Source organism: Micromonospora sp. NPDC051196 (assembly GCF_040682415.1).
Lineage (GTDB): Bacteria > Actinomycetota > Actinomycetes > Mycobacteriales > Micromonosporaceae > Micromonospora.
The window spans coordinates 347,034-359,817 of record NZ_JBFBAY010000003.1; the positions used below are offsets into that span (position 1 = coordinate 347,034).

The window sequence follows — 12,784 nt, forward strand, 5'->3', positions numbered from 1 at the left end:
GGGCAAGACAACCACCCCCCCTCTCATCAACTGACTGTGCGGTAACCGGCCTAACAGCCGCAGCCACCACCGCAGCAGCCACCGCCGGACGGTGCGGTCGCGCCACCGGCAGCGCCCCCACCACGGCCGGTGACCGCGATCGTGGAGAGCAGCTTGACGGTGTCGGAGTGTCCCTGAGGACAGGACGCCGGCTCACCGGCCTGGGCCATCGGACGGTTGACCTCGAAGGTGTCGCCGCAGGCGCGGCAGCGGAACTCGTACCGGGGCATGACATCAGGGTACGACCGGACCTGACGTCCGCCGGACCATGGGTGATACTCGACGGGTGGCAGACGGCGAAGAGAGCATCCCCCTACGCCCCCTCCGGCCGGCCACGCCGCGTGCCGGCTCCGACGTCGTACCCGACGGCCCGACCAGCAGGCTGCCCCGACCTCGCCGGCCCTGGCTGCGCTCCACCGAGCCGGCCAGCGGTGCACCCGTGGCGGCGAGCGGCGATGCCGGCCCCAAGGCCGCCGACGCCCGCCCGCCCGCCGAGCCAGCAGCCGCGCCCGGCGAGTCCGAAAGCGACGATCCACAGACCACGGTCGACCCGGACTCCACCGAGGTCGAAGCCTCATCGACCAGCAAGGCCGAGGAAAAGCCGACGGCTAAGGCCGAAGAACAGCCGACGGTCAAGGCCGAAGAACAGCCGACCGACAAGGCCGACAGCAAGCAGACCGGCAACGCCGAGGGCGAGCCAGTCAGCGAGGCCGAGAGCAAGCAGACCGGCAAGGCCGAGGGCGAGCCGGCGGCGTCCGCACCGGACCCGGCGCCGTCGGGTGCTCGGCGACGCCGGACGCGGTTCGCGCACGCCGTACGCCTGCCGGGCCCGCGCACCGCAGCTCGGGCGACCCGGGACTGGTCGCGGCGGCCGAGCGGCCGGCTGACCCTGCCCGGGGTGTTCCTACTCGCGCTGGTGGCGGCGACCGCCACAGTCGGGGCGATGCTGGTACCGGCGACCATCGGCGCGTCGCGGCCGGTCGCCGCTGGCGAGTCCGGGGCTGCCGGTGACCGGCCGCCGTCCGATGAGGCACCCGGCGTCTTCCCGCCCCCCGACGCGACGCTGCCGCCGGGCATGGCACCGCCGACCGCGCCGGGCACCGCCGCGCCGACCGGTGCCGTGCCGATCGGTGGACGCCCCTCCGACGCACTCGCCGGCTGGGCCCGTGAGGTCGGCGCCAGGGCCGGCATCGACCCGATCGCCATGCAGGCGTACGGCTATGCCGAGCTGGTTCTCGCCGAGACCAACCGCAGCTGCGGTCTGAGCTGGACGACGCTGGCCGCGATCGGCTTCGTCGAATCGCGACACGGGCAGGCCAACAACGCCCGCCTGGGCCCGGACGGCCGGGCCATCCCGGAGATCATCGGCCTGCCGCTGGACGGCCAGGGCGGTCGGATGCGGATCGCTGACACCGATCGGGGTGAGCTGGACGGGGACACCACCTACGACCGGGCGATCGGGCCGATGCAGTTCATCCCCACGACCTGGCAGGAGATCGGCGCGGACGCCGACAACGACGGCCGCAAGGACCCGCACAACATCCACGATGCCGCGCTGGCCGCCGGGGCCTACCTGTGCAAAGGCAATCGCAACCTGACGATCCCCGGCGACTGGTGGAACGCCATCCTGTCGTACAACAACGTCCGACCATACGCCCAAGACGTGTTCAACACCGCCAACAGGTACGGACAGGCCAGTCGTACTTGATTTGATCGTCTCCAGACATTGGAGAACTGGACACTTCCCCCAGGCTGCTCTTGACGGCAAGCTAGACGGGTGATGGTGCGCGAGTGGGACCCCCGGAACGCGTCGTCCGCCGAGCTCGCGTCGCTACTGGACACGCTCAATGCGGTCCTGGCGACCGATCTTCCGCAGGATCCGCCATGGCGCGAGACCTGCATGCGGGAGTATCTCGCCGAGGTGATGCCGGGCGAGCGGCGGATTTCCTGGGTGGCTCAGGCCGAGCCGGCCGCCGACGGCACCCCCGGGCCGATCCTGGGGCATGTGCACGTGCTGCTGCTCGGCAGCATCGGCGTGCTTGAAGTGCTGGTACACCCCTCCGTCCGGCGCCTCGGGCTCGGCCGCGATCTCGTCCTGCGCGCCGCCCGCCGGGTCTATCAGGAGGGCTTCGAGTCGATCGGGGTGGAGGTGGTCGGCGGTACTCCCGCCGTCGCCTTCTACGAGTCGCTGGGTTTCGCCCGGGAGTACGTCGAGACCCGTAGCGTGCTCGACCTGGCCGCCGTCGACTGGACCGAGTTGGCCGAGATGTCCACCGGCGTCGGAACGGGTTACCACGTCCAGTTCCACCCGGGTGGGCCGCCGGACGAGCTGATCGAGGCGTACGCGCGGGCCAAGGCGGAGATCCGTGACGTCGAGGACGGCGAACTGCGGCCGAGTTCGTACGACCCGCAGCGACTGCGCGACAGCCTGGACTGCCTGCACCGGCGCGGCATGAAGCCCTACATCGTGCTGGCCCTGCACGAGCAGACCGGCGAGGTGGCTGGGCTGACCGAGGTGGTGGTGCCGGCTCAGCACCCCACCCGCGCCGACCAGTACGACACGATCGTGGTGCAGGATCACCGGGGCTACGGCATCGACCGGGCGATCAAGGCTCGGATGCTGCTGGAGTTGCGCTCGACCGAGCCGCAGCTGACCGAGGTGCAGACCTGGAACGCCCAGGCCAACGAGGCGATGCTCAAGGTGAACGCCGAGCTGGGATATCTACCGGACCGCGAGTGGTGTGAATACAGCGTGGACGTGGCCGAGCTGGTACACCGCCTGGACAACTCCCGCTGATCGGGGCGGGCTCAGTAGCCCAGGACCCGATGGCGGAGGGGACCGGCGGAAGCGGGTCAGTAGCGCTGGCGGAGCAGTTGGGCGGCTTCGACGGCCCAGTAGGTGAGGATGATCTGCGCGCCCGCACGCCGGATCGAGGTGAGGGTTTCCAACATCACCCGCTCACGATCGATCCAGCCGTTCGCGGCAGCCGCCTCGACCATCGCGTACTCGCCGGAGACCTGGTAGGCGGCGACCGGCACCTGCACGGCGGCACGGACCGCCGAAACCACGTCGAGGTAGGGCAGGGCCGGCTTGACCATCACCATGTCGGCGCCCTCGGCCACGTCCAGTTCCACCTCACGCAGCGACTCGCGCAGGTTCGCCGGGTCCTGCTGGTAGGTGCACCGGTCCCCCTCCAACGCCGACTCGACGGCGTCGCGGAAGGGGCCGAAGAACGCCGAGGCGTACTTGGCGGCGTACGCCAGCACCGCGACGTCGGTGTACCCGGCCGCGTCCAGCGCCCGGCGTACCACGCCGACCTGGCCGTCCATCATCCCGGACGGCCCGACCACCGACACCCCGGCGGCGGCCTGGGCGACCGCCAACTCGGCGTACGCGGCGAGCGTGGCGTCGTTGTCCACCGAGCCGTCGGGGGCGAGCAGCCCACAGTGCCCGTGCGAGGTGAACTCGTCCAGGCAGAGGTCGCTCATCACCACGGTCGCGTCGCCGACCTCGGAGACCACGTCCCGGATGGCCACGTTGAGGATGCCGTTGGGGTCGATGCCGCCGGAACCGGACTCGTCACGCGTTGCCGGTACTCCGAAGAGCATGATCCCGCCGACGCCGGCCTGCACCGCCTCCACCGCGGCCTTGCGCAGTGAGTCGCGGGTGTGCTGAAGCACGCCCGGCAGCGAGCCGATCGGGCGTGGCTCGGTCAGCCCCTCCTTGACGAACATCGGTACGACCAGTTCGGCCGGGGCGGGGCGGGTCTCGGCGACCAGCCGCCGCACGGCTGCGTTACGGCGCAGCCGGCGGGGCCGGTGCTCGGGGTACGGCATGGTGAGTCTCCTAGCGGCTACCGGAACCTGAGCGCGGTCGGCCCCTGGACCTTCGAGCCACGGCGTTGCTTCGCCGGCATCGCGGCGAGCTTCTCCCGCAGCTCGACGGCGTAGCCGGCGAGCGCCTCCACCAGGTCGGGCACCGAGGCGTGCGGCGGCTGGACGTCGACCCGCAGGCCGAACTCCGTCGCGGTCTCCGCGGTCTTGGGCCCGATTACGGCGACAACGGTACGCGCGTGCGGCTTGCCGGCGATACCGACGAGATTGCGCACTGTCGAGCTTGACGTGAAGAGCACGGCGTCGAAACCACCGGACTTGATCGCATCCCGGATCTCGGCGGGCGGCGGGGCGGCCCGGACCGTACGGTAGGCGGTCACGTCGTCGACCTCCCAGCCGCGCTCGGTGAGCCCGGCGGCGAGGGTCTCGGTGGCGATGTCGGCGCGCGGCAGCAGCACCCGGCCGACCGGGTCGAGGACCTCGTCGTGCGGCGAGAACTCGGCCAGCAGCCCCTCGGAGGACTGCTCCCCGGCGGGGATCAGCTCCGGCTGGATGCCGAAGGCACGGACCGCCTCGGCGGTGGCCTCACCGATACAGGCGATCTTCACGCCGCCGAAGTGCCGGGCGTCGAGGCCGTGCTCGGCGAACTTCTCCCAGACCGCCCGGACCGCGTTGACCGAGGTGAAGATCACCCAGGCGTACCGGCCGTCGACCAGGCCCTTGACCGCCCGCTCCATCTGGGCCGGGGTACGCGGCGGCTCGACCGCGATGGTCGGCACCTCGCACGGGATCGCACCGTACGCGCGCAGCCGGGCACTCATCACCCCGGCCTGCTCCTTGGTCCGGGGAACCAGCACCTTCCAGCCGTACAGCGGGCGGTTCTCCCACCAGCTGAGCTTGTCCCGCTGGCTCACGCCGTCACCGACGGTCAGCACCACCCGGCCGGTGAAGCCGAGTGCCGCCGCGACGAACGAGTCGACGGTCGACGTGGTGGTGTACTGCGTCTCCCCCGTGCCGTCACCGGTGACACCGACGGCGGTGCCGCCGTCCACCCCGGCGGCGAGCAGTCCGTCCCGGATCGCGGCCAGGTCACCGGCGTCCACGGCGAGTGCCAGCGAGCCGCGCTGCACCGCCGCGGCCAGCGCGTCGAAGTCCAGGGTGCTGACGTCCTCGACGTCGGCGGTGGTGCGTACGCCGGGCAGGGGCACACCGGCGTAGGTGGCCACGCCCTCGGCCTGGCTGACGCCGGGCACCACCTCGAAGTGCGCGGCGGTACGCGCCACCGCCTGCACCTCCTTGACCACCGAGTCGTGGCCGAACGGGTCGCCGGCCACCAGGTGCACCGCGTTCTGCCCGGAGCGGGCGGCCGAGATCAGCACCTTCGCCACGTCGCCCGGTACGCCTTCGGCCGGGGTGAACTCGGTCTCGGCCTTGGCCTCGGCCCGGACGACGTCGAGCAACGACTCGGGGACTCCCCGGTCGTACACCACCTGGTCGGCGTCGACCAGGGCGTCGTGCGCCCGGCGGGTCAGCAGGCCCGGGTCGCCGGGTCCAGCCCCGACGAACGCGATCCGGCCTACGGGCTTACGGGTGCGGGTCATTCTGTGCTCCCAAATTGCTGGGTCCCCGGGCCGTCGTGTCCTTGCGGGCCGAGGATCGAGTCGGCGCCGAGGTCGAGGAGTTCGGCGGCGAGGGCCTTACCGATCTCCGCCGCATCGGCGAGCGTTCCGGTGCGGGACAGCCGGATGTCGCGCACGCCGTCCGGGCTGATCACCGCCCCGCGCAGGTAGATCTCCTGGACAACATCGCCTTCGGCGCCGGAGCCGGTTGGCTCGCCTTCGGCGACGACGGCATAGGCGGCGACCGGAGCGGAGCATCCGGCCTCCAGGGTGGCCAGCATTGCCCGCTCCGCGGTGACTGCGGCGCGTGACGGTGCGTCGTCAAGCGTACCGAGCAGTTCGACCATCTCCGGGTCGTCGATCCGGCACTCCACCGCCAGCGCGCCCTGGGCGGGGGCCGGCAGCATCAGCATCGGGTCGAGGGTCTCAGTGATGACGTCGAGCCGGTCGATGCGGGCCAGCCCGGCCCGAGCGAGGACGATCGCGTCCAGGTCGGCGTCCGGGCCGAGCACCCGGGCCAGCCGGGTGTCGATGTTGCCGCGGATGGGGCTGACCGACAGTTGCATGCCCAGTGCGTGCAGCTGGGCGATCCGGCGCAGCGCGCCGGTGCCGACCGACGCGCCCGGGGCGAGTTCGGCCAGCGTCTTGCCGTCGCGGGCGACGAGCGCGTCACGCGGGTCCTGGCGCGGGGGCACCGCGGCGATGTGCAGCCCGGCCGCCATCGCGGTGGGCAGGTCCTTGTACGAGTGGACCGCGAAGTCGATCTCCCCGGCGACCAGCGCGTCGCGCAGCGCGGAGACGAACACCCCGACGCCGAGGCGGTGCACCGGCGCGTTGGAGCGGTCACCGGCGGTGACCACCTCGACCAACTCGACCGGACGTCCGGTGCGGGCGGTCAGGGCTTCGGCTACCTGCCCGGACTGGGCCATCGCCAGCTTGCTGCCCCGGGTGCCGAGACGCAGCGGGTCACTCAGTTGCCGCTGGCTCATCGTTCACCTCCGGTGGTTGGGCTGATGTCGGGGACGGTGTCCACCGGGGAGGTCTGCGGTACCTCCAGGTCGAACAGTTCGCGCAGCAGCGCCGCGTACTGGTCGCCGCCGGGCTCGGCGGCGAGCTGACGGACCCGTACGGTCGGCTGGTGCAACAGCCGCTGGACCACCCGGTGCACGGTACGGGCCACCTCGGCGCGCTGGTCGTCGGTGAGGTCGGGGCGGCGCTGGGCGAGCCGGCGCAGTTCGGCGCTGACCACGTCCTCGGCCCGGCCCCGCAGGGCGGCCACGGTCGGTGCCACGTCCGCGCCGCGCAGCCAGGTGAGGAAGGAATCGACCTCACCGGCCACGATCCGTTCGACGGCGGCGGCATCGGCGGCGACCGGGCCGTCGGCGAGCAGCGCGGCCATCCGGTCGATGTCGATCACCTCGACGCCGGGCAGCTCGGCCACGCCGGGCCCGACGTCACGCGGTACTGCCAGGTCAAGCAGGACCAACGGGCCACGCCCGGGGGCCCGGCCAGCCACCGCACCGGCGACGATGGGCCGGGTGAGGACCGGCTCCGTGGCCGCGGTGGCGGCCACTACGATGTCCACTGTGGAGAGCGTTTCGGCCAGCTCGGCCATCGGTCGCGCGGCAGCGCCGTACGACTCGGCCAGCCGTACCGCACGGTCGGCGCTGCGGTTGGTCACGGTCAACGGGCCGGCACCGAGCCGGGACAGCGTCGCCACGCCCAGCGAACCCATCGCCCCGGCCCCGACCACGAGCGCGGGCCGACCGGCGAGTTCGTCGCCGAGATGACCGGCGGCCAGTCCCAGCGCGGCGGTGACCACGCTCTGGCCGGCCCGGTCGATGCCGGTCTCGGAGTGGGCCCGCTTGCCCACCCGCAGCGCCTGCTGCATCAGCTCGTGCAGCAGCCGGCCGGTGGTGTCCGCCCCGCTGGCCCCGTGATAGGCGTCCCGGAGCTGACCGAGGATCTGCGCCTCGCCGATCACCATCGAGTCCAGGCCGGCGGCGACCCGGAAGACATGGTCGACCGCGGCGGAGTCGAAGTGCACGTAGAGATGGTTGGCCAGCGCCGCTGGCTGGCAGCCGGCCTGCTCGGCGAGGACGGCGCAGATGTCGCCGAGGCCGCCGTGGAAACCGGAGACCGCCGCGTAGACCTCCACCCGGTTGCAGGTGGAGACCAGCACGGCCTCGCTGACGTACGGCTGGGCGACCAGGCGGCCCAGGATGCGGGTGAGGCTCTCCGGGGCGACCGCGAGCCGCTCCAGGGTGGCGACCGGCGCGGTGCGGTAGGAGGCACCCACGACGAGGAGTTTCACGTTCCGATCGCCTCCTGGCCCTCTGTGACCACAAGACCACCGGGCAGAGCGGTCAGGGCGGAGCCGCCCGTGCCGGGCAGCCCGGTCAGGGACGCCTTGCGGTGCTCGTGGAACGACAGAATCTGCAACTCGATGGCGAGGTCGACCTTGCGAACGTCGACCCCGTCCGGAACCGAGAGTACGCAGGGCGCGAAGTTCAGGATGCTCGTCACGCCGACGGCCACGAGTTGGTCGGCGACCCGTTGGGCTGCCGACGCGGGAGTGGCGATGACGCCGATCGCGATCGACTCCTCGGCCGCCACCTGGGGCAGCTCGTCGACGTGCCGGACGACCATCCCGTGGATCTCCTCACCGACCCGGGCCGGGTCGGCGTCGAGCAGGGCGGCGATCCGGAAGCCACGGCTGGCGAAGCCGTCGTAGCCGGCCAGGGCGTGACCGAGATTACCCACGCCGACCAGGGCGACCGCCCGACGTTGGGTGAGCCCGAGCACGTACTCGATCTGCTCTATCAGCAGCGCCACGTCGTAGCCGACGCCACGGGTGCCGTACGAGCCCAGGTGGGACAGGTCCTTGCGGAGCTTGGCGGAGTTCACCCCGGCGGCGTTGGCGAGCCCTTCGCTGGAAACCGTCTCGTTACCGGTTTCGGCCAGGTTGTGCAGGGCACGGAGGTACTCGGGGAGCCGTGCCACCGTCGCCTCGGGTAGGTCCGGAAGCGCCGGTACGGCACCGGCGCGACCGGGCGCGCCAGGGTGACGGTGCTGACTCATGAGACTCCGTGCGGTGCGATCCTTGACCAACTCCACCGGCCGGCCGTTTGGGGACTCCCGCTGGCGACCGAAATTGCCGGCTGTGCTAGCAGGGCGCGTCGGAATTACAGAGTAGGCGCTTGTGAAGACGTGCACAAATCGCGATCTTGCTGCCCCACCCCCCGTCCCCACCAGCCCCTCCGTCCGACAAGATCGACGGGCGCCCACTCTTCGGGGCCGCCCGCGCGATTATCGCTCAATTCCGACTTCTCTGACCAATTACACGCGCCCCATCGGCCCATCCCAATTCGTTGATCATGGAGTAATGCCCGGCTGGCGATTCGTGCTCAGCCTGTCGGCCGGGTGAGAGTGGTGGCGAGAGTCACCGCTTCGGTGAGGGAATCGGCGACCGGGTGACCGGAAGCGAACAGGCGGGCGCGGTCGGTGAAACCACCGCTGTAGAGCACCGCGCTGCCCCCGACGGCACGGGCCGCGTCGGCGTCGTCGAGCGAGTCGCCGATCAGCACGACCGAGCGACCGTCGACGCCGAGTTCGGCCAGGTGCCGCACCAGCGACTCGGCCTTACGGTCGCCGCCGACCGAGGCCCGCAGTCCGTCGACCCGGGCGAACCGGCCGGTCAAGCCGTACGTCTGGACGGTCGGCATCAGTTCGTCGTGGAACCACATGGACAACAGCGACTGGTTTCCCGGCCAGGCCGCCATCGCCTCCACCGCGTCGTGGGCCAGCTCACAGCTGGTCAGACCCAGCCGGTACGCATCGTGAAAGATCTTGTCGAAGCGGCCGAACGCCTCGTCGTCCACCGCCCGGCCGAGCATCTCCGCGTAATAGTCGGCGATCGGCCGGCGGAACCGGACCCGGTGCTCCTCCGCCGTCACCGTCGGCCCGCCCTCGCTGGTGAAGACGGCGTTGGTGCAAGCCACCACCAGGCTCAGGTCGTTGAGCAGCGTCCCGTTCCAGTCCCAGACCAGATGGGGGTACGAAGGGGTCATCGTCGCACTCTATCGACGCCACCGCCGGGTCGGCCGTCGCGCCGAACCGCACTAGAGCTGCGGTGTGGTCAGGTCGCGCAGCAGCCGTTCCTCCTCGACCCGCCAATAGCCGTGCTCCTTGCCGTCGAGCAGCACCACCGGCAGCCGGTCGCCGTACTCGCGCTCCAACTCGATGTCACCGCTGACGTCCCGCTCGGTCCACCGGTCGCCGGTGACCGCGACCACCCGGTCGAGCGCCGCCTTGGCGTCCTCGCACAGGTGGCAGCCGGGTCGGGTGATCAGGGTCAGGCGGGGCTCACGCATCGGTCTCCTCCGTCGTGCCGGGTGGTGCCGGCTGGTCGGTCCCGGACTCGGGCGGCACCAAGGCCGCGCCCGATCCTGCGCCTCCGGCCGTGGCCGGAGCAAACGTCTTGCGTACCTTCCCGATCGTCGAACGCGGCGACACGTCGACAAGCTCGACGCCGGTCGGGCACTTGAACCTCGCCAGGTTACGCGCGAGTGGGCGGCCAACTCCACGACCCGGCTGGCCACGTCTCGCGGCCTGCCGCTTGATCGGGCGACGACGACGCGGCGCCCACACCAGCGCCGCAGTCCCGTCGACGGAACTCGGCCGACGTCACCGAGGGTACGGCGCAAGCTACCGCCGCCGCCCTGCCGGCCGGTACGCGCACCGGCCGCGTCGGAGCCGCGAGGACCCTCCACGACAGCCTGCGCCATCCTTCTGACCTGCGCATCTATCGCGGATCAGGTGGACAGGCGATTGTCAACCACACTCGACGGACAACCGGTCCGGCAGCGGTGCGACACGTCGGGAAATACTTCGGCCCTGTGTAACGGACTTGCCACGCGCGGGTGACGTTGGCCCTATCATCACTCGGGTCGGCTCACCCCATTTGCCGTGAGTCGACACCCCTCAGCCCGAGGAGGCCCCCGTGCCCGTCAGCGCATTGGACCAGCACCTCAAGGGGAACTGCCGCCAGTCGGCACACCCCGGAGCCGCCCTGCCCGGCGGTGATCTGGCCGGTCAACCGGCCGCCGTCGGCGCCCTCGCCGGTGCTGGAACGGAGGTGGCCCGATGACCACCTTCGGCTTCACGCACCGTCCGGCGGGTCTGACCGGTCCGGCCGGGCGGATCCCGGTCAACGAACGCGGGACCGCCCATGCCCCGCAGAACGCGACGGGCAACCTGGCCGGCCGGAGTGAAAGCACCGCGCGTCGGGTCGGTAACCGGCCACATCAGAACGAGCCACCACACCGACCAGCGGTGCCGGGCGCAAATGCGAAGCCGGCCGGCGGCGGAGTAGCCACCCCGAGCCGACCGACCATGCCGGCCCAGGCCCGGCGCAGCGGCGGTGACGCGCCGGTCACCGACCTGCCGGCGGCCGAGACTGCGGTGATCCCTGCGGTCACCAGCTCGGCCGGCACCTCCACCGGCTACCCGAGCCGCCCGGACCCGTCCGATCCGGCCACCGAGGTGTGGACCCTGGTCGAACGCGCCCAGGCAGGTGAGGCGGAGGCGTTCGGGCTGATCTACGACCGCTATGTCGACACCGTGTTCCGCTTCGTCTACTTCCGGGTCGGCAACCGGCAACTCGCCGAGGACCTCACCTCCGACACGTTCCTGCGGGCACTCAAACGCATCGGCAGTTTCACCTGGCAGGGCCGTGACCTCGGCGCCTGGCTGGTCACCATTGCCCGCAACCTGGTCGCCGACCACTTCAAGTCAGGCCGCTACCGGTTGGAGGTGACCACCGGTGACGTACTCGACGCCGACCGCGAGGATCGTGGCCCGGAGGGCAGCCCGGAGGCTGCCGTGGTGGAACACATCACCAACGTCGCCCTGCTGACCGCCGTCAAACGACTCAACCCCGAGCAGCAGGAGTGCATCGTGCTCCGCTTCCTGCAAGGCTTCTCGGTGGCCGAGACGGCTCGGGCGATGGGCAAGAACGAGGGCGCGATCAAGGCCCTCCAGTACCGTGCGGTCCGCGCCCTGGCCCGGCTGCTGCCCGACGGTTTCCAGCCGTAACGCCCGGGGGCGCCAACTGTTGCGTGTCCCGACCGGGCACTCAGCGCGATCACTTTGGGTGATTTCCGACTCCGGCTGGCCCGTAACCCGATCCCGGCACGGCGCGTTTCTCCGGGTGCGACCGGTGACAGCCCGGCCCCGGGCTACGGACGACGGGCAACGACGCCAACGGCGTCCGCCGTGGTGTCACGCGGTCATCGGTCGCTGGCGGTGATCGCGGCCGACCGGCCGCGCCCAGCGAGAGGAGGTGCCGCGGTGGACAACGCCCTCTTCTCCCGTCGGCGCGCCGAGCGCTTCGCGCAGCTTCTCGACGAAGCGAACGGTGGCCGACGCCATCACGTCCGCTCCCGGATCGACGACCAGCTCACGCCGCTGGTCGGGCTCGGCCGGCAACTGGGCGCCAACCCGCCCGCGCCCGAGGTGGATCCGGAGTTCCGGACCGGCCTGCGGGCCATGTTGCTGGCCACCGCCGAGCGCGAGGGCATCGCTGCCCCGGCCCCGACCGAGAAGGTCAGCAACAACCGGGCCGCACTGCTACCGGCCGTCACCGCGCGCCGCGCCCGCGCCCGGGGTGCCATCCTGGTCGGCATCGCGGCCGGCGCGATCGCCGTCTCCGGCATCTCGGCCGCCAGCGAGAACGCGGTTCCCGGCGACGCGCTGTACGGCATGAAGCGCGGCACCGAGCGGGCCCAACTCGCGCTCGCCAGTTCCGAGATCAGCCGTGGTCAACTCTTCCTCGACTTCGCCCGTACCCGGTTGGTCGAGGCGTCCGCCCTGCACGGCAACCGGTCCGGGTACGGCACGGTGCTCGACGACATGGACGCCGACACCCGGCAGGGCGTACGTCTGCTGACCGGTGCTGCGGCGCAGCGATCGGACGCGGCGGCGCTCGAAGCGGTCGACGCCTTCCTCATCCGGCAACGCCGGGCTCTCAACGCGCTGATGGACAGCGGCTCCCGTACCGACCGGGAGCGGACCGCCCAGTCGCTGCTCCTGTTGGAGTCGGTCACCGAACGTGCCGACGCCCTGCGCGCGACGATCGCCTGCGGCCAGCCGGTCGGCTCCGCCAGCGACAGCCTCGGCCCTCTCCCCGGCACCTGCGCCTGAGCGGTGTGTGACAGGTCCCGACCGGCTCGCCGGCCAGGTCGGCAGGCCGGGCGGCGGCTACCCTCGCGGAGGGCAGCAGATGCGGGCGA

General features: G+C 71.6%; 13 protein-coding genes. 5 read left to right on the forward strand and 8 right to left on the reverse strand.

Annotated elements, in window-relative coordinates; genetic code table 11:
- Positions 1-50 precede the first annotated feature (50 nt).
- Complete coding sequence (locus tag AB0M35_RS09920; RefSeq protein WP_363743625.1) at positions 51-269, reverse strand: zinc ribbon domain-containing protein; 219 nt, start codon at positions 267-269, stop codon at positions 51-53.
- Between the two features lie 38 nt (positions 270-307).
- On the opposite strand from AB0M35_RS09920, the gene AB0M35_RS09925 reads away from it, so the two are divergent.
- Positions 308-1,747, forward strand: a complete 1,440-nt coding sequence (locus AB0M35_RS09925; protein WP_363743626.1) for a lytic murein transglycosylase — start codon at positions 308-310, stop codon at positions 1,745-1,747.
- A gap of 72 nt (positions 1,748-1,819) precedes the next feature.
- Positions 1,820-2,836: a GNAT family N-acetyltransferase gene (locus AB0M35_RS09930; protein WP_363743828.1), complete on the forward strand. Its 1,017-nt coding sequence runs from the start codon at positions 1,820-1,822 to the stop codon at positions 2,834-2,836.
- A gap of 56 nt (positions 2,837-2,892) precedes the next feature.
- On the opposite strand, the gene hemB is transcribed toward AB0M35_RS09930, so the two are convergent.
- The 7 genes from hemB to AB0M35_RS09965 all read right to left on the reverse strand — a co-directional run bounded on the left by hemB (position 2,893) and on the right by AB0M35_RS09965 (position 9,865).
- Positions 2,893-3,876: a porphobilinogen synthase gene (gene hemB, locus AB0M35_RS09935; protein ID WP_363743628.1), complete on the reverse strand. Its 984-nt coding sequence runs from the start codon at positions 3,874-3,876 to the stop codon at positions 2,893-2,895.
- 17 nt (positions 3,877-3,893) lie between these two features.
- Positions 3,894-5,474: a uroporphyrinogen-III synthase gene (locus AB0M35_RS09940; RefSeq protein ID WP_363743630.1), complete on the reverse strand. Its 1,581-nt coding sequence runs from the start codon at positions 5,472-5,474 to the stop codon at positions 3,894-3,896.
- Positions 5,471-6,466 carry a hydroxymethylbilane synthase gene (gene hemC, locus AB0M35_RS09945; protein WP_363743830.1) on the reverse strand — a complete coding sequence of 332 codons (996 nt, stop codon included), beginning with the start codon at positions 6,464-6,466 and terminating at the stop codon, positions 5,471-5,473. Before hemC ends, AB0M35_RS09940 begins: the two co-directional genes overlap by 4 nt.
- 11 nt (positions 6,467-6,477) lie before the next feature.
- On the reverse strand, positions 6,478-7,806 hold the full coding sequence (locus AB0M35_RS09950; protein WP_363743632.1) for a glutamyl-tRNA reductase: 1,329 nt from the start codon (positions 7,804-7,806) through the stop codon (positions 6,478-6,480).
- Positions 7,803-8,573 (reverse strand): redox-sensing transcriptional repressor Rex, encoded by a 771-nt coding sequence (locus tag AB0M35_RS09955; protein ID WP_363743634.1) that lies wholly within the window; start codon positions 8,571-8,573, stop codon positions 7,803-7,805. The genes AB0M35_RS09950 and AB0M35_RS09955 overlap by 4 nt, the downstream gene beginning before the upstream one ends.
- Positions 8,574-8,899: 326 nt before the next feature.
- Positions 8,900-9,562, reverse strand: coding sequence for an HAD hydrolase-like protein (locus AB0M35_RS09960; protein WP_363743636.1), 663 nt, complete (start codon positions 9,560-9,562; stop codon positions 8,900-8,902).
- A 51-nt stretch (positions 9,563-9,613) separates the two neighbouring features.
- Positions 9,614-9,865: a glutaredoxin family protein gene (locus AB0M35_RS09965; protein WP_013736076.1), complete on the reverse strand. Its 252-nt coding sequence runs from the start codon at positions 9,863-9,865 to the stop codon at positions 9,614-9,616.
- 629 nt (positions 9,866-10,494) lie between these two features.
- Between AB0M35_RS09965 and AB0M35_RS09970 the strand changes: the two genes are divergently transcribed.
- From AB0M35_RS09970 to AB0M35_RS09980, 3 genes are all read left to right on the forward strand, one after another.
- The gene (locus AB0M35_RS09970; RefSeq protein ID WP_363743638.1) at positions 10,495-10,641 is read left to right on the forward strand and encodes a hypothetical protein; all 147 of its coding nucleotides are present in this window, start codon (positions 10,495-10,497) and stop codon (positions 10,639-10,641) included.
- Positions 10,638-11,588: an ECF subfamily RNA polymerase sigma factor, BldN family gene (locus tag AB0M35_RS09975; protein WP_363743639.1), complete on the forward strand. Its 951-nt coding sequence runs from the start codon at positions 10,638-10,640 to the stop codon at positions 11,586-11,588. The genes AB0M35_RS09970 and AB0M35_RS09975 overlap by 4 nt, the downstream gene beginning before the upstream one ends.
- Before the next feature lie 255 nt (positions 11,589-11,843).
- Positions 11,844-12,695: a DUF5667 domain-containing protein gene (locus AB0M35_RS09980; protein WP_363743641.1), complete on the forward strand. Its 852-nt coding sequence runs from the start codon at positions 11,844-11,846 to the stop codon at positions 12,693-12,695.
- The last annotated feature ends 89 nt before the right edge of the window (positions 12,696-12,784 follow it).